17 protein-coding genes are annotated in these 14,870 nt (G+C 70.4%); 8 read left to right on the top strand and 9 right to left on the bottom strand.

Annotated features, from left to right (window positions below; genetic code table 11):
* The first annotated feature begins 152 nt into the window (after positions 1-152).
* The gene (locus tag OHN19_RS11360; protein ID WP_330264081.1) at positions 153-419 is read left to right on the top strand and encodes a hypothetical protein; all 267 of its coding nucleotides are present in this window, start codon (positions 153-155) and stop codon (positions 417-419) included.
* A gap of 166 nt (positions 420-585) precedes the next feature.
* On the top strand, positions 586-1,026 hold the full coding sequence (locus tag OHN19_RS11355; protein WP_330264080.1) for a hypothetical protein: 441 nt from the start codon (positions 586-588) through the stop codon (positions 1,024-1,026).
* Here the strand turns inward: OHN19_RS11355 and OHN19_RS11350 are convergent.
* From OHN19_RS11350 to OHN19_RS11330, 5 genes are read right to left on the bottom strand one after another with little or no spacing between them, the layout of a single operon-like run.
* Positions 962-2,908 carry a hypothetical protein gene (locus OHN19_RS11350; protein ID WP_330264079.1) on the bottom strand — a complete coding sequence of 649 codons (1,947 nt, stop codon included), beginning with the start codon at positions 2,906-2,908 and terminating at the stop codon, positions 962-964. The genes OHN19_RS11355 and OHN19_RS11350 overlap by 65 nt on opposite strands.
* Positions 2,909-2,925: 17 nt before the next feature.
* The gene (locus tag OHN19_RS11345) at positions 2,926-3,717 is read right to left on the bottom strand and encodes a nucleic acid/nucleotide deaminase domain-containing protein (RefSeq protein WP_330264078.1); all 792 of its coding nucleotides are present in this window, start codon (positions 3,715-3,717) and stop codon (positions 2,926-2,928) included.
* A gap of 5 nt (positions 3,718-3,722) precedes the next feature.
* Entirely contained in the window at positions 3,723-3,929 is a 207-nt protein-coding gene (locus OHN19_RS11340) for an SUKH-4 family immunity protein (RefSeq protein WP_330264077.1), read from the bottom strand.
* Positions 3,930-3,941: 12 nt separating this feature from the next.
* Positions 3,942-4,574, bottom strand: a complete 633-nt coding sequence (locus OHN19_RS11335; RefSeq protein WP_330264076.1) for an SUKH-4 family immunity protein — start codon at positions 4,572-4,574, stop codon at positions 3,942-3,944.
* A gap of 9 nt (positions 4,575-4,583) precedes the next feature.
* Complete coding sequence (locus OHN19_RS11330) at positions 4,584-6,290, bottom strand: nucleic acid/nucleotide deaminase domain-containing protein (RefSeq protein WP_330264075.1); 1,707 nt, start codon at positions 6,288-6,290, stop codon at positions 4,584-4,586.
* A gap of 204 nt (positions 6,291-6,494) precedes the next feature.
* Between OHN19_RS11330 and OHN19_RS11325 the strand changes: the two genes are divergently transcribed.
* From OHN19_RS11325 to OHN19_RS11300, 6 genes are all read left to right on the top strand, one after another.
* Complete coding sequence (locus OHN19_RS11325) at positions 6,495-7,211, top strand: DinB family protein (protein WP_330264074.1); 717 nt, start codon at positions 6,495-6,497, stop codon at positions 7,209-7,211.
* A 156-nt stretch (positions 7,212-7,367) separates the two neighbouring features.
* Complete coding sequence (locus tag OHN19_RS11320) at positions 7,368-8,105, top strand: hypothetical protein (RefSeq protein ID WP_330264073.1); 738 nt, start codon at positions 7,368-7,370, stop codon at positions 8,103-8,105.
* A 111-nt stretch (positions 8,106-8,216) separates the two neighbouring features.
* Positions 8,217-8,504: a hypothetical protein gene (locus tag OHN19_RS11315; protein WP_330264072.1), complete on the top strand. Its 288-nt coding sequence runs from the start codon at positions 8,217-8,219 to the stop codon at positions 8,502-8,504.
* Between the two features lie 73 nt (positions 8,505-8,577).
* Complete coding sequence (locus OHN19_RS11310) at positions 8,578-9,828, top strand: putative T7SS-secreted protein (protein ID WP_330264071.1); 1,251 nt, start codon at positions 8,578-8,580, stop codon at positions 9,826-9,828.
* A 5-nt stretch (positions 9,829-9,833) separates the two neighbouring features.
* Complete coding sequence (locus tag OHN19_RS11305) at positions 9,834-10,949, top strand: hypothetical protein (protein WP_330264070.1); 1,116 nt, start codon at positions 9,834-9,836, stop codon at positions 10,947-10,949.
* A gap of 25 nt (positions 10,950-10,974) precedes the next feature.
* Complete coding sequence (locus OHN19_RS11300; protein WP_330264069.1) at positions 10,975-11,829, top strand: hypothetical protein; 855 nt, start codon at positions 10,975-10,977, stop codon at positions 11,827-11,829.
* 75 nt (positions 11,830-11,904) lie between these two features.
* Here the strand turns inward: OHN19_RS11300 and OHN19_RS11295 are convergent, their stop codons facing one another.
* The 4 genes from OHN19_RS11295 to OHN19_RS11280 are packed head-to-tail and all read right to left on the bottom strand — an operon-like array spanning position 11,905 to position 14,864.
* Positions 11,905-12,507 (bottom strand): hypothetical protein, encoded by a 603-nt coding sequence (locus tag OHN19_RS11295; protein WP_330264068.1) that lies wholly within the window; start codon positions 12,505-12,507, stop codon positions 11,905-11,907.
* A 20-nt stretch (positions 12,508-12,527) separates the two neighbouring features.
* Positions 12,528-13,244: a hypothetical protein gene (locus OHN19_RS11290; RefSeq protein WP_330264067.1), complete on the bottom strand. Its 717-nt coding sequence runs from the start codon at positions 13,242-13,244 to the stop codon at positions 12,528-12,530.
* Positions 13,245-13,257: 13 nt separating this feature from the next.
* A complete protein-coding gene (locus tag OHN19_RS11285; protein WP_330264066.1) occupies positions 13,258-14,556 on the bottom strand; it encodes a hypothetical protein in 1,299 nt (432 codons plus the stop codon).
* Complete coding sequence (locus OHN19_RS11280) at positions 14,553-14,864, bottom strand: hypothetical protein (RefSeq protein WP_330264065.1); 312 nt, start codon at positions 14,862-14,864, stop codon at positions 14,553-14,555. The genes OHN19_RS11285 and OHN19_RS11280 overlap by 4 nt, the downstream gene beginning before the upstream one ends.
* Positions 14,865-14,870: the final 6 nt, after the last annotated feature.

Raw genomic sequence — 14,870 nt, 5'->3', positions numbered from 1 at the left:
GGCGTCCGGAGGGGCAACAACGGCGGTACGGCGCCGGAACGGACATGTCGGCGCGGTGGGCCGGCCCCTTCACCCCGGCCGAATCCTTACCCGACATCGCTAACGTGCGGGCCCTGCCGTAGTAGCCGTAATCACCCGGAGGTCTCCCCGCGATGCACAAGGCCGGTGTGCCGTTCGCGGCTCCGCCCGGTGGTGTCGTCAGTCCGGTTGCGTTCGGGGTGATCGGTGCCGTGCTGGTCGCGCTGGTGGTGGTGAACCTCCTGATCGCGTGGGGGCTCGTCGTAAGCGCAGACAACCCGGCCCGGTATCCGAAGATTTCCGTCGGCGAGGCCGAAGTGATCGCCGGGGAAGAGGGATTCACCCCGCAGACCCACGACACCAAGGGAATGTGGCTGTTCCTGCGTCGGGTCTCCGACTGAGACGCCGGGGCACCGCTCTGACGCACTGAACGGAACTGGAGCTCGTGGTCGACGGCGGCTCGAGGCCGCCCTGGCCACGCTGGTCGAGGACGGCCTGGTCCACTTCAGCTCCTTCCTCCTGCGCACGGACGACGGCCTGCTCCTCACCGGGATCTGCCAGATCTCCGTGACCGACCGCCCCGCCCGGGACCCCCACCTCTACCCGCACAGCGCGCTGCGCGCCCACCCGGAGCAGCCGGGTACGCACAAGGCGGTCCTCCCGCTGCCAGCGGGGCTTGCCGCGGTCGTCGTGGCCGACCAGGCGGTCACGGTCCCCGGAGCGCTGTTCGGTGTGGAAGGGGAGAGCACGTCGGCCGTCCGCACCGCCACGTTCCAGCTCGTGGTGGTGTCCCTGTCCACCGAGGTCTCCGAGGCGGAGAAGGAGTTCCTGGAACTGGCCACGCTGGTGGCCGCGGGAATCTCCTTCACGCCCCCGACGCCGGCCGCCCGCGAGCCGAAGGCGTCAGCGACCGCCAGCCCCTTCGGCCAGCGGCCAGGGAACCTCACTGCTCCCAGAGGACGTCCAGCCGCAGCCGTACGGCGGACAGCCCCCCGGGGTCGGCGATGACCAGCAGTCCGTCGGGGGTCAGGGCGAGGGCGTCGCACCCCCGCAGCCAGGGCAGCACCCGCACCCTGCCGGAGAACACGTGCCACAGATGCAGCTCGCCGTCGCTCCATGCCACGGCGAGCACCGGACCCGCGGGGGTGTCCGCCGCGGCGAGCGCGGTGGTCCGGTACCGGCGCTGCTGCACCGGCACCGGCATCGGCTCGGCCGAGGTCTCCCACAGCCGCACCGAGCCGTCCGCCCCGGCCGTGAAGGTGAGCGTCAGCCCGTCGGCGGTGTCGACGCAGGTGGCGGCCGTGACCGGCTGCTCGTGCACCTGGCAGGAGCGCGGGACGTCCTGGTACTCGCCCAGGGACCACACGTGCACCGTGCCGCCCCGGTCGCCGACGATCGCGTACGGCGACCGGATGCCACCGCCACCGAGCGCGGTGACCAGCGACTCCTCCCCGGCGAGCGCGGCCGAACCATGGTGCTCGGCGATGCGCTCGAGCGCGAACGCGGTGGTCGGGTCGTCCTCGGTCACGAGCGGCAGCAGCGCGTCGGACCCGTCGAGCAGCAGCGCCGAGCGGACGTCCCGAGCGGCGAGGGAGCGCGGTCGTACGACAGCCGGGTGACCGAACGACGCGGCGGCCCCGTCGGAGAGGCCGGACGCCCTGCTCGGGTCGGAGACGCCGGGTGACGTGTCGAGGGACGCCCCGCTCACGCCGGACACCGCCCCGAGCGACGCCCCGCTCACGCCGGACACCGCCCCGAGCGACCCCCCGCTCCCGACGTCATACGTCCCCAGCCGCCCCGTCCGCTCGGCCGCCAGCAGCCGTCCCTCCACGCCCGGCACCGAAGCGAGCGCGCTCACGGAGAGGTCCGGCCGGCCCCACACCGTGGACCACCAGTGCCGTCCGGCGAGCGGACGCAGGTACTCGGCGAGGCCCGGGTCCGTGGCGACCGCGGCCGCGTGCAGCAGGGCGGCCCGTTCGGCGCTGTCGGTGTGATACGCCGTCAGTTCCGGGGCGGCCCGCCGCCACACCTCGCGCAGTCGCCCGGGCACGGGGATGCGCTCGTCGGCGAGGGTGGCCGTGAGCGCGGTGGCAGAGCCGTGCACCAGGAACCCCGGATCGGCCAACAGGCCGCGAACGGCGGCCCCTTGGTCATCGGTGCGCAGCGCCGCGTCGAGGATGCGGCGGAGCACGGGGGCGGGTGCCTGGGACCAGTCCGGGCGGCCGTCGGCGGTGCGCGGGACCGCGGCCACGAGATCGACGTATGAGACAGACGAGACAGACGAGGCGGACGAGGCGGACGAGACGGATGAGACGGACGAAGACTGTCCGGTCCCGTCGCCGTCGCCGTCTCCACCGCCTTCACCCAGGTCCACGACCTCGGCACCGCCGTGCGCGGCCAGCAGCCCCGACGTCCCGACCTCAACGGCCGCCCGCAGATGGGGAAGAGCCAGGAGCGGCTCCAGCAACTCCGCGACCAAGGTCTCCGGTTCGGCCGACGGCAGATCCGCGGGACCCGCTCCCGCCCGGTGCAGATCGGGGACGAGCAGCAGCAAGGGCCTTTCGTCCGCGGCGACTTGGTCGAGCAGGCGGTCGGGGGAGAGGGGGCCGTAGCCGAGCTGGCGGCCCAGCTCCCACGCGAAGCTCTCGGTGGTCAGCCCCTCGGACGGCACGGTGGCGTGGACCGTGACTCCTGGCCGGCCGACGGTCCCGGCCAGCAGCCAGGCGAGCAGAGCGCTCTTGCCGCTGCCCCCTGCCCCCCGCACCAGACACAGCCGGGGCCCTTCGCCGACGGCCGCCCAGTCGAGCAACCGCTGCCCCTGGGCCCGCTTCTCCTCGTCCAGCGGCGGCCAGGAGGTGATGTCCGGCGTGACGGTCGTACCGGCGGTCATGATGTGCTGGATCCCCTTCACTGCGGCTGCTGGGCCGCTGCCTCACGCAGTTGCCGGATGCCCTCGGCGCGGGACTCGGCCGTCTCGCCGTAGGGGAAGTTGTGCGTCAGCTGAGCGTCGGGGAAGACCTGGCCGAGCCACAGCGAGCAGTAGTGGCCCGGCATGAAGCAGGCCTCCAACTCGGTGTGGACGCGCAGGACTTGCTGCGGCTCGACACCCGCGGCCCGCAGCCGGGCCCACAGCCGCTCCTCCGGGTGCACCCCGATGTCACCGGCCTGCGTGACGATCTGCTTCTCGCCCTGGTCGTTGACGATCTCGAAGGCGGTGAACCACTCCGCGCCCGCGGTGTCCCGGATGTCGTCCAGGACGAGGGGCCACCAGTGCTCCCGCCCCTCGAACGCCCGTGGGTCGATGGTCCGCAGCCGTTGCTCCAGCTCCGCGTACGCGGCGCCGGCCTCCTGCGGCTCGTCGGTGCCGAGGATCTGGGCGAGGCCCTGTCCGAGGGCGGTGAGCGACCGGGCGAAGGCCTCCGCGGTGCCGTTGACGAACCGCGACTCCTCGGTCCAGTCGAGGAGCACGGCGCGTACGACGCCCTCCTGATCGGCACAGATCTCGAACCCGCGGTCGGACCCGAACCGCGCCCACTCCCGGCACTCCTCCAGCACGACCGTACGCCCGACGGACTGGGCGAAGTCCTGCAACGGAACGGGGTCGGACGCGGCCGTCGTGAAATACGGGCCGACGGTCAGCGGAACGGTGATCTCCCCGATGCGCCGAATATCGCTGTCATTCCTCGCGCTGTCGTTCATCGCCATTACCTCGCCTCGGGTTCGGCGACATGAAGGCAGTGCATGACCCCGGAGACCCCGTCCAGGGCGATGTCGTCATACGGCACCATGCCCAGCAGAAGCCAGCCCTCGGCCCCCTCGGGCAGGTCCGTCCGCCGCTCGCGGAGGTCGAACCAGGGATTCGGGCGGGCCGGAATGCCGACATCGCGAAGAAGGTCCGCAGGGGCTGTCATGGGTGATTCCGCCTAGTCGATCGACTCGTACACGTTCGAAAGCACAGCATCCCACGGGGGCAGGCGGGGGGCGTCCTCGTCATCCCAGTCGAACTCCTCCGACCAGGCGGGCTCCACGCCCTCGAAAGGCAACGGGTCGGCCTCGATCATCCGCTCCCGCAGAGAGATCGCCACATCCTCGGAATCGTCGACGTCCTCGGACACCGAGTAGTCGTACTTAGGGCGCTCCAGCTGGAGGAGATACGTGAAATAGGCGAAGGAATCGAGGCTGCGGTTCAGCGGAAGGGCCCGGTATTCGCCGTCGGGCAGGCAGTACACCGTGCCGGACTCGGGATCCAGCACGACGACGTCGTAGAAGATCTCACCGATGACGAGCCACTTCTCCCAGCCCTCCGGCATGTCCTCGTACTCGGAGAAGTGCTCCAGTTCCGCGCAGCGGCGGAATGCTGCCGGGGTGTCCTCGCCCTCGAAGAGCGCGCCGTCCAGGAGGAAGAAGGAGCTGCGGTCGTGCGGGAGTCCGACCTCGGTCAGGACCGTGCGCGCCGAGGCGTGGAGTCCGGCGGGGAGTTTCTCCTCCTGCCACGTCTCGATCTCCTCGGCGGGAAAGACCGACTCCATCATCGCGTGGTCGACGAGCGGGGGCATGTGCTGTTGCTACCTCTTCTTCGGGTTCATGCCGTTCAGGTACTTCTCCATCGCGTCGTTGCCCTTCTGCTTCGAATCCGGTGTGTCGCCGTATTCGACGGTATGGGAGACGCGGACGTCCTTCGGGAGGTACTCCGACATCCAGGCGCTGCAGTTCTGCGCGCCTTTTCCGGTCGTGCACGGTTCTCGTTCGGTGTAGAGCTCGGTCAGCCGGTCCTTGGTCCCGGCATTGAGGAACGGTATCCCCACCTGCCGTTCCGAATGCGACGCGGGCCATTTGCTGCGGCCGACGATGATGAACTCGTCGTCGTCACCCGGCTTTCCGTACCGGCCCGCGGCGTAGTTCCGGCTGGAGAACTTCCCCTTCGACGTCCTTCCGTAGTCACCGTTGGCCTGGCGGGCCGTCCTGGTGGCCTGCGAGAGATCAGTGCTACCGAAGGCTACCTGCTGCGACGGTTTGCTCTCCCGCTTGCCCTTGGGCAGCGGATAGTTGCCCGCCTTCCGCTCGGGGACGGTGTCCCCCTGGAGGTTGAGCGAGGTCAGGCGGGTGCGGTCGTCATCGGTGAGATCGTGGTGCCCCGCCGAGGTGATCCGGGTGACCTTGCCCTTGTCGTCGAGGTGGTAGACGGGGATGTCGCGGCCCGGCGACTTGGTGAGGCCCTGGAGTTCCGTCGCTATGCCGTCGTCGTTGTCCTTGTGCCGCTTGGCCATCTGCTTGAGGCCACCGGTCATGCTCTCGTCGAGGTGGGCGGCGGAACGCTTGACGCCCTTGCCGATGCCCTCCATGACCTCGTCCACCATGGGGTCGAGGAGGTCGGTGAGGGGGTCCTTGCCCCGAGCACGGCCGTGCGAGGACTTCGCGCGGGACAGCTTGGTGCCGGCCCCGTCGCGGATCTTGCCGCCCGCGCCCTTGAGGCCGTTGCTCGCGCGGTCGTAGGAGTCGAGGTCCATGCTGAACTGACCGCCGCCGCCTCCGCTGCTCGACCCGCCGTCCCCGCCCGCACCGGCCAGCTGCATGGAACCGCCGCCGCCACCCGCGCTGGCCAGCTGCATCCCGCCCGACTTGAGGGTGTCGACGCCCTCGCCCAGACCCTTCTCGCCGGCCTTCGCGGTCTGGCCGAGGTCGACGCCGTTCTGCGTGCCGAGGGCGTTGCCGCCGATCTGCACGACCAGGTCGCCCGCCATCGCGCCGAGGGCCTGGAAGACCGGGCCCATCGCGACCTCCATGATCCGCCCGGCGATCTCCTCGCACACCTCCTCGAAGATGCGCTTCACCGCGATCCGGGTGACCTGCGTGCCCGCGACACCGCCGAGGGTGGACAGGCCGAAGGTGAGCGGGGCGGCGGCGATGGCGGCCGCGATCTCCGCCGCGAGGATGCCGAGTTGGGCGATCGCGGCGATCTTCGCGCCCTCGATCAGTACGGCGACCGCGTCCAGCGCGGTCGCCGCCACCCGGCCCGCTTCGGCGAGGTTGGTCAGGTGCTTGCCCTTGACGAGATCCCAGTGCCTCTCGAGCGCCTGGATCGCGAGGCCTTCGTTGCCGCCGACCAGGTCGGTGATCGCCTGGTGCGCGTCCGCGGCGCCGTCGTCGATGTCGTCGGCGAACTCCCGCATGGCCTGGGCCATGTCGCGGTAGTCGTCCTCGTCGACATTGGGCCAGCTGATGCCTATCAGGTCCAGGGCCGCATCCAGCTCGCTCGGCAGGACTACACCCACAGGGACCCCCGTTCGAAAGTTTCTCGGGGCAACGTAACTTTGATCGAATCTTGTGAACAAGTTGATCCGGTGTCACTTGACTTGAACTGAAGCCCAGTTGGCGCAGACCTTTCCGAACGGAACCGGAGGGCGCGGAAATCCGTCGCGCTCTCATCGGCGGGCGGTTAGCCTCCGCCGGGACATGAGGGCGAGGGGAGCCGGGGCATGGAGACGGGACGCATACGGACCGACCGACTGGGCGTACTGCTGGACCAGTTCGACTGCGTGAGGGAGCGGGCGCAGATACGGCTCGAAGGGCTCGGCGACGAGGAGTACCTCTGGGAGCCGGTCCCCGGCTGCTGGTCGATCCGGCGCCGCGGCGAGGCGGTGACACCTCGGGCCTACGGTCCCGGTGAGTGGGTCATCGACAAGGGCGCCCCGGACATCCCGTCGGGCGAGTACGCCGAGGTCGCCCGGCAGGCCGCCGACGGCATGAGCGTCGCCAAGATCGCCGAGGACTGGAGCGTGAGCGTCGAGCGGGTCGAGGAGGTCCTCGCCCACACCGGCCCCGTGGAACCCGACATCAGCCCGGTCACCACCATCGCGTGGCGGCTCGCGCACCTCCACTCCTGCTTCGCCGGTGAATGGGAGTGGACCTTCGGCGAACGCCGCACGGATCCCCACCAGTTGGTCGACTTCACCCCCTCCGCCTCCCTCGCCCAGGAACGCTTCTGGTCCCTGCTCGACCGCTGGCGTGAGGCCGTCGGCCAGGTGACGGAGGAACAGCTCGACACCATCGGCTTCTCCCAGTACCCCTACGGCTCCGCCCCGGACGAGCCGTACATCGCCACGCTGTGGGGCTCCAACCTGGAACTCATCCACCACATGGCGGAGATCGCGCTGCTGCGCGACCTGTGGCAGGCCCGCCGTACCGAGGGCTGATCCGGCAGGGGCCGTACACCTTCGGGTGCGGGGTGTGGAAGTTCTGTGGACAAGTCGGCCGCGGCCCCGCCGACGCCGACCACCCCGCGACATCGCCGACCCACTTTTGAGAGTCTGTCGACCGTCAACGTCAACCGGACCGACAGTTGGGCGGCCATGAACCACAGCAGCCAGGAATGGGCCCCGCAGGCTCAGCAACCGGGGCCGTACGGCCAGGCGCCCGGTCCTGCGGAGACCGTGATCCACGTCCCCAACAAGAGACTGCGCAGATACGACAAGGCCGCACCGGGGGAGCCGGCCACCACCGTCCAACAGGCCGGCCCCGGTCCCCAGGGCCCGCCGCTGGCGTACGTCCACGTCCCCCAGGACGCCCCGAAGGGTGGCCGCCAGAGCCGGCCGCCGTTCACCCTCAGCGGCCCGAACGGCGAACCGCTCGCTTCCGTACGGTCCGTCGGCGACGGTGTCTACGAGGTTTACGGCGGCGACGGCGTCCCGCTCGGCCGGATCACCCGGCGCGGTGGCCGGACCCTGCCGTGGCCGCGCCGCGTGCGGTGGAGCGTGCAGCCCGCCCAGGGAGAGGGACCGCTGGCCGGCGAGGTGGGGACCGGCAAGGCGTGGACGGTGTTCGTCCTGATCTCCCCGATCTACTTCCTGTGCTGGGCGGTCATGTCGGCGCAGGGAGCGCTCTGGCTGCTGCTCGGCGAGAAGGGTGAGGCGAAGAAGGAAGCCGCCTGGGAGCTGGAGCCGCCGACCTGGACCCGGTGGCGCCGGGACGGCGAGCCGGACCCCGTGATCGAGTACCAGACAGGCCGCAAGTACCGCCTCGCCTCACCCCGTCTGGACCCACGCCTCGCCTACGCCCAGGCCGTCCTGCACGTATGGGACCGCGCCTGAGCGTGCGCATGCCACAAATTGGCGACAGCGAACACCGCCAGGTAGGCCGGAAGTTGCTGCTCCGATAGTCTGACCGGCGATCACCGATGACGCTACGGGGAGGCAACGGGGATGGCGGACTTCCAGATCGATGTCGATCGTATGAAGACCCTGATCAACAGGCTGGACCAGGTGGACGACCGTATGCGCGGCGCCCAGGAGCGGCTGAACAAGGTCGGTCCCAAGGGCCTGGGCACGGACGGTCTCGACAACGCCTGTGACGACTTCCAGGACGACTGGGGCGACGGCATCAAGCGCATCGCCGACGGCGCCAAGCAGCTGCACGAGGGGCTCCAGAAGACGCTCGAGGCGTACCGGTCGACCGATCAGGATTTGCAGAAGGGCTTCAGCCAGAAGTAGCCCGCAGCACCGCTGCACCACCTCCGCACCACCGCTTTGACAACGCGCACACGCACACAACGGGGAGAAGACGATGGGGATGTTCGACGATCCCAACTGGCCCGGACTGACGTTCAATCCGGCCAAGGGTGACCTGCACACGATCCAGTCGCTGGCGTACGACGTCAAGACGGTCGGCGACGAGCTCGACGAGATGCGCGAGATGCTCGTCGGCATCGGCAAGACGGACGGCATCTGGGACGGCGAGGCCGCCAAGAAGTTCCAGGAGAAGGTCGGCGAGCTGCCCAAGTACCTCCAGCAGGGCCACGAGTCGATGAACGCCTGCTCCCGGGCGCTCAAGGGCTGGCACGACGAGCTGGAGACCATGCAGCGCCAGGCCAAGAACCTGGAGGAGCGCGCGGTCGAGGCCCGCAAGCGGCTCGAGCAGAAGAACGCCGACGTCGACCGGGTCAACGTCAAGATCGAGGGCGCGATGTTCCAGCAGCTCACCGAGCAGCAGGCCAAGGCCCTGTCGGAGGAGGCCGACTCCGCCTCCCGGGCCGCCCAGGACGCCGCGACCGACCTCAAGCTCCTCATCCAGGACGGCGAGGCGCTCCGCAAGTACTGGGAGGAGCAGGCCGCTAAGGCCGAGAACGCCATTCGCGAGGCCGCGAACAACCGGCCGCCGGACATCAGCGTCTGGGACAAGATCACGGACGGTCTGAAGGGAGCCTGGGACGGCTTCAAGAACTTCCTGATCGACAACGCGGACCTGTTCTCCACGATCTCCGCCGCGCTCGCGGCCGCCGCCATCGTCGTCAACGTCATCCCCGTCGGCGGTCAGGTCGCCTCGGCGATCCTCGGTGCCGGCTCGGTCGCGTTCGCCGGCGCGGCGATGGCCGGCCACTGGATGGGCGGCGCACCGATGTGGAAGGTCGGCCTGGACGCGCTCGGTGTGATCCCCGGTGTCGGTGGCGCCGGCAAGGCGCTCATCTCCGGCGGCAAGGCGCTGTTCACCGGGGCCCGGGAAGCGGGGGCACTGGCGTCCGGCGCCAAGGTCATGATGAACCAGATCAAGAACCCCATGAGCACCAAGATGATCAACTGGGGCCTCGGCAAGTTCGGCAAGGCCGTCGACCCGTCGCTCATCACCGGTGGTGTCAAGGGCTTCTCCACCGGCTTCGGCCTCGGCCACCTGATCTCCGGCGGCAACGAGGGCGAAGGCGCGCCCGCGGTCTCGACCCAGCCCGCCCCGGCCACCGGCCAGCCCCGCCCCGAGCCCCAGGTCACGACGATGCCCTGGCCGGCCTCGGGTGACAAGTTCCACCAGACCCTGGCGGCCTGAGCACCATGAGCGAACTCACCACCGCCGCTCCGGCCACGGAGCCGTTCGCCCTGCACGTCGGCTGGGTGGTCCCGCCGTTCTTCCACGAACTCCCGCTGGGCACGGACGACGCCGAAGAGGCGGCCGAGCAGCTCTACGAGACGGTCCACAAGGTCATGCCGGGCGGCACCGACCAGGACCGGTTCCGCATGTTCGTCACCTACGCCGGCATCATCGACGACCTGCGCAACGCCGGAGCCGTGTACGCGGGCTTCTGCAACCTGGACTTCGACGGCCGCCCCAGCACCGCCACCGTCGCCGTCTACCGCATGCCGCTGCACGACATCACCGCCGAGGACGTCCTGTCGGAGGCCCTCAGCGGCCTCCGGCGGGCCTACCCCGACGACGACGTCCGCCTCAGCACCCTGCCCTCCGGCAAGGGCGACTCCGAGGCCGTCGTACGGATCGGCCAGGCCCCCTTCACCCTCACCGCCGAGGCCTCGCCCACGGGGGAGCCCCTGGAGGTGCCGCGCGGCCAGATCCAGGTCTACATCCCGCTCCCCAACAACGCCGACCTGCTCGCGTTCGAGCTCTCCACGCCCTGCATGGAGGACTGGGACTTCTATTCGGAGCTCTTCGCGACGATCGTGCGGACCCTGGACTGGGCGACGGAGGAGCAGGCCGAGATGGAGGCCGCGCTCTCCCGGGCCCAGCCGGTCCCGGACGTGGCACCCGACCCGGCCGTGGTCCAGGAGCTCTACTCCTTCTCCAGCCGGGTCCTGGACGGTCTCGGCGTCCGCGGCCGGATGGACGAGGGCAACGTGGTGTCCGCGGTGACCTGCGCCGACTGCTGGTCCAAGGGGCTGACGACGGTGTGCACGGCCCGCCACCTCTGGCAGATCGACGGGGTCGAGGACGCGCAGCTCGCGGTCGCCGTGGGGCGGCTCGACGAGACCTTCCAGAGCCAGGGCTGGCTCAAGCTGGCCGGCACACCGGGGGAGAGCGTGTCCCTGGCCGCGGACAGCGGCACCGGCCACCGCGTCAACGTCACCGTCATCCACGGCCGGCAGCGGCTCGTCGTCGAGGTCGTCGCCCCCTGCACCCGCACGGTGCGCGGGCCGGGCGACTCCGTCTTCGGATGACGTCCGGACAGCTGAGGATCGCAGCATGAACGACAACGCGACGGGCCTCCTCCCGGTCGGCGCCCGCGCACTGTCCGCGGACCCCCGGCTCGCCACCGCCGTACGGGACGTCGGCAGAACCTACGGCTACGACTATTTCGACGACGAGACGGTCGGGCGGACCCTCGCCGAGCACGAGGCGGCCCTGCGCCGGCTCTCGCGCGGTGGACTGGTCTGGGCCGGCTCCCTGGCCACCGCGGTCGGGATCGTGTGGCTGGTGTGGGCCGCTTCCGGCGAGCCGGACAACATGGCGGTCGCCGTCACCCCCCCGGCCGTCGTCCTGGCCCTGGCCCTCGCCGCCTTCGTCCAGGTCAACCTCCAGGGCAGGCGCAGGCTCCGCCACCCCTTCCTGGAGGGGTACCGGCACGTCCTCGCGGCGGCGCGGGCGCACGGCGCCCCCGTGTCGTACGTGCCCGCCTGGCTGACCGGCCGGGGCGGCGCGGCGCTGGACATGGCCCCGCTGCCGTCGTACGAGGCACCGGCCGGGGGCCGTTCCACTTCCGTCGCTCCACCGCCCAAGCCCCCGGAGGTCGAGGAGTACGAGCGGATCGCCGACCAGGGCGGCTGGCACGACGAGGCGGGCTGGATCCTCGTCGTCGCTGGAGCCGTCGGTATCGGCTACGCCGTGGTCGAGGACCTGCCCGCGGCGTACGCGTCGGTCCTGCTCATCGCGCTCGGCATCTGGACCTGGACCGCCGGTCACCGCCTCGGCAGACGTCAGCGGGAGCTGTCCGGCGAGGCCCGCCGCTACCTCGACGAGCTGACCCGGGCCCAGGCCGCCGGAGCCCCCGTGCACGAGCTCTCGCCGCCCCTGCGCAAGCTCCTGGACACACGGCTCTGACAGACGGCACGCGTACGGCGGTGGCGGCACCCTCTCCGGGCGCCGCCACCGCCGTATTCACGACTGCTCAGCCCCTCAACCGACCCGCGCTCCCGCGGCCCTGGCCCGCTCCCGTGCCTCGGGGCTGACGCCACGGGTGCGAGCCGACATCCGGTCGTCCACCGCCGTGCGCTGAGCGACACCGAACAGCCGACGCGGGCCCGGTACGGCGACGACGCCCAGGAAACGCGGGTCGCCGGCGAACCAGACCTCGCCGACCTCGCCGGCTCTGACCTTGCGGACCCAGAACGTGCGACCGCTGCCCAGGAAGCTGCCGTAACCGAGGGAGACGGACTTGTCCGGGCGTTCGGGGTCCGTGAAGGAGAACCGGGTCGTGCCGTTCTTCGCGATCGAGGCCGCTCCCGGGACGGACTGCCACGGGTAGACCTTCAGGATCCGGCGCAGCGACCGGATGCCCAGGACCCTCGCCGTGTTGAGCATGGCCAGGTAGATGAGCACGAACAGGGCCGGGAAGAGGATCCAGAGCGTCCATACCGGTGTCAGGAGCACCGCGTACAGCCAGGCCACGAAGGACACCAGCGAGAGCACGAAGGCACTGAGCCGGAACGTGGCCGTACGGCGCCAGGCCGACCGGGTGGCCGGGTCCTCCCAGGCCGTCTTCGTCAGGGGAACATCCACTGCGTTTCACTCCCCCCGGGTCAGCCGAAGACCGCGCGCACGGACGCCTCGACCTCGGATGCGGGGATCTGGGCCTTGAACTCCTCGGGGAGCGGATTGTCGAAGCTCACCATCTCCGCCATGGCGCGGTGGACGTCACGGTAGTGCTCGCGAGCGTCCACGGCCGTCGTCGTCAGGGTGAGGACCGCGAGGTTGCGCCCGTCCGGGAACGGCAGGTACGCGGTCGCCTCGTACAGGGACCGCTGCCGGGCGTCGGCCTGAGGGGGCAGCTCCACCAGGGACTCGGTGAACGCGCCCGGCCCGCAGGGCAGGTCCGCCACGGAGACCGGCAGCGCGTTGCTCCGCGCGGTCGCCGCCTGCGCCGCCGCCAGCTTGCGCGGAGTCCACGGGATCTCGCGCCGGGCCAGCAGCACGACCGATTCCAGCATCGTGCCGTCGTCCCCTTCGTGCGCGCCGATGGCGAAGCTCACCACGCCTTCCCGCCGCATCTCCGAGGTCAGGGCCCTGGCCTCGGCCAGCTGCTCCAGGAAGCCGGCCCGCTGCTCCGGAGGAACCAGCTCCAGAAGGGAGTTGACGGCCTCGACCACCCTCGTGCCCTCCGGGGACCCCGGATCGGCGAACAGGTCGCGGAAGGGGACCTCCACATAGCCGGGCGCGAGCGCGAACCACAGGTCGCAGCCGCGCTCCATGGCCGACTCGTCGATGGCGTACTCGAACTCGTCCGTTTCGTCGGTCATGAGTTCCACTCCTTCAGTGCGTCGCGCCGAACAGGATCTTCAGCGTCTTCAGAGCGGTGGCACCATGGCCGGCCCCGTCGAAGCTGCCGGCCCGGACCCCGTCCGCCCCGGTCGCCGCGTTCTCCGCGACGGGGTTCTTGATCTCGTCCCACAGGTTTTTGGCCACGCCGTACGTCCCGGTGAGCGCACCCGCGCCGGAGACCGAGACATCGATGACCTTCGCCGCCGCGGACGGATCGGCGGCGCCCTTCACCAACCAGGTGGTCAGCGGGTTCTCGGCGGCGTGGATGCGCTGGGCCGCCAGCCAGGTCTTGCCGCCCGCACTGCTCAGCTTCTCGCCCAGGGTGAGCGCCTCCGCACCGGCGCTCGCCGACCGCGCCGCACCGTTGACCCCGCGTGCGACGGCACCGATGCCCGGCACCATGCCGAGGCTGTCGCCGACCACTCCCACCGCGTTGCTCCAGAAGTCCGCGTCGAACTCCCCCTTGGTGAAACCGTCCTTGAGCGACGCCCGCACCACCGGGTTCGACAACCGGCTGATCAGCGTCGCCGCGCTCGCCGCCGCCGCGACCAGCAGGAGGATGGGGCCGACCGGCACGGCGAAGAACAGCGCCGCGAGGCCCGCGATGGCCGCGATCGTGCCGAGGATGTCGGTGAGGTTGTCGCCGACCCAGTCCATGGCCTTCTCGAACCAGTTCGGCTCCTCGGGCGCCAGCTTGTCCGTGGAGTCCCGCAGCACGCGCGCCTTGCCGCGGGCGTCGGTGCCGTGCTCCTCCTGGAGCTCCTGCGCCTTCCTGATGACGTCGCTGTAGGCGGTCCTGGCGTTGGTCACCGCCTCGCGCGCCTTGGTGAGCTCCTCGGTCGCCTTGTCCAGCCGCGCCTGCGCGTTCCTCAGCTCGGCGTCATCGGTGAACGTCCTGCCCGCCAGCTTGAGATCGGGGTTCGCGGCAGCCGACTTCTCCTGACCCTCCGCCGTCTCGATCTTCCCCTTGGCGTCCTTGGCGTCCCCGTCGAGCGCTCTCGCCCGCTGCTGGTAGCCGTCGAGTGCCTTCTGCCAGTCGGCCAGCGCGGTCGCCGCCCTGGTGATGGAGGAGTGGGCGTTCTTCAGGTTCGTCGGGAGCGCCCCGTCGAGCTGCTCACGGAAGGCAACCGCCGCGTCCCCCTCCCAGTCGCCGCCCGACCGCAGGTTCTCGATCATCGTGTGGGCGTCGGAGATGGTCTGCGCGGACTTCTGGAGCCGGGACGTCAGTTCCGACACGACCGTGACGTTGCCCGGTGCCGGGTCGAAGCCCAGCGAAGGATAGGAGCTCACTTGCCGCCTCCCTGCGCCGCCGCCTTGCGGAAGCCCTCTTCGAGGGCGTGGTCGACCTCGTCGTAGTTGGCCTTGCTCTGGCCCACGCTGTCCGCGAACTTCCCGGTCAGCTCGGCGATCTGCTCGGAGCCGTACTTCCAGTGCTCGTGGAAGTCGGCACAGGCGGCGTCCAGCTCCTTGGTGCCGATGCCCTCCGTGGTGACGTCCTGCATCCACTTGCGGACGTTGTCGAGTTCCGCCTTCGCGTCCTCCAACGTCTTTCTGAAGCGCCCCAGTTCGGCGGTGTCGGTCTTGAAGTAGTCCGTCACGACTTC

Source organism: Streptomyces griseorubiginosus (assembly GCF_036345115.1).
Classification (GTDB): domain Bacteria; phylum Actinomycetota; class Actinomycetes; order Streptomycetales; family Streptomycetaceae; genus Streptomyces; species Streptomyces griseorubiginosus_C.
This window is presented reverse-complemented; position numbering and strand designations above follow the sequence as displayed.

What these genes read in the sequence shown, in the direction of transcription:
- OHN19_RS11305 (WP_330264070.1), top strand. Translation starts at nt 9,834, where the DNA reads ATGAGCGAACTCACCACCGCCGCTCCGGCCACGGAGCCGTTCGCCCTG.
- OHN19_RS11325 (WP_330264074.1), top strand. Translation starts at nt 6,495, where the DNA reads ATGGAGACGGGACGCATACGGACCGACCGACTGGGCGTACTGCTGGAC.
- OHN19_RS11360 (WP_330264081.1), top strand. Translation starts at nt 153, where the DNA reads ATGCACAAGGCCGGTGTGCCGTTCGCGGCTCCGCCCGGTGGTGTCGTC.
- OHN19_RS11290 (WP_330264067.1), bottom strand. Translation starts at nt 13,244, where the DNA reads ATGACCGACGAAACGGACGAGTTCGAGTACGCCATCGACGAGTCGGCC.
- OHN19_RS11350 (WP_330264079.1), bottom strand. Translation starts at nt 2,908, where the DNA reads ATGACCGCCGGTACGACCGTCACGCCGGACATCACCTCCTGGCCGCCG.
- OHN19_RS11340 (WP_330264077.1), bottom strand. Translation starts at nt 3,929, where the DNA reads ATGACAGCCCCTGCGGACCTTCTTCGCGATGTCGGCATTCCGGCCCGC.
- OHN19_RS11310 (WP_330264071.1), top strand. Translation starts at nt 8,578, where the DNA reads ATGGGGATGTTCGACGATCCCAACTGGCCCGGACTGACGTTCAATCCG.
- OHN19_RS11315 (WP_330264072.1), top strand. Translation starts at nt 8,217, where the DNA reads ATGGCGGACTTCCAGATCGATGTCGATCGTATGAAGACCCTGATCAAC.
- OHN19_RS11320 (WP_330264073.1), top strand. Translation starts at nt 7,368, where the DNA reads ATGAACCACAGCAGCCAGGAATGGGCCCCGCAGGCTCAGCAACCGGGG.
- OHN19_RS11300 (WP_330264069.1), top strand. Translation starts at nt 10,975, where the DNA reads ATGAACGACAACGCGACGGGCCTCCTCCCGGTCGGCGCCCGCGCACTG.
- OHN19_RS11345 (WP_330264078.1), bottom strand. Translation starts at nt 3,717, where the DNA reads ATGAACGACAGCGCGAGGAATGACAGCGATATTCGGCGCATCGGGGAG.
- OHN19_RS11335 (WP_330264076.1), bottom strand. Translation starts at nt 4,574, where the DNA reads ATGCCCCCGCTCGTCGACCACGCGATGATGGAGTCGGTCTTTCCCGCC.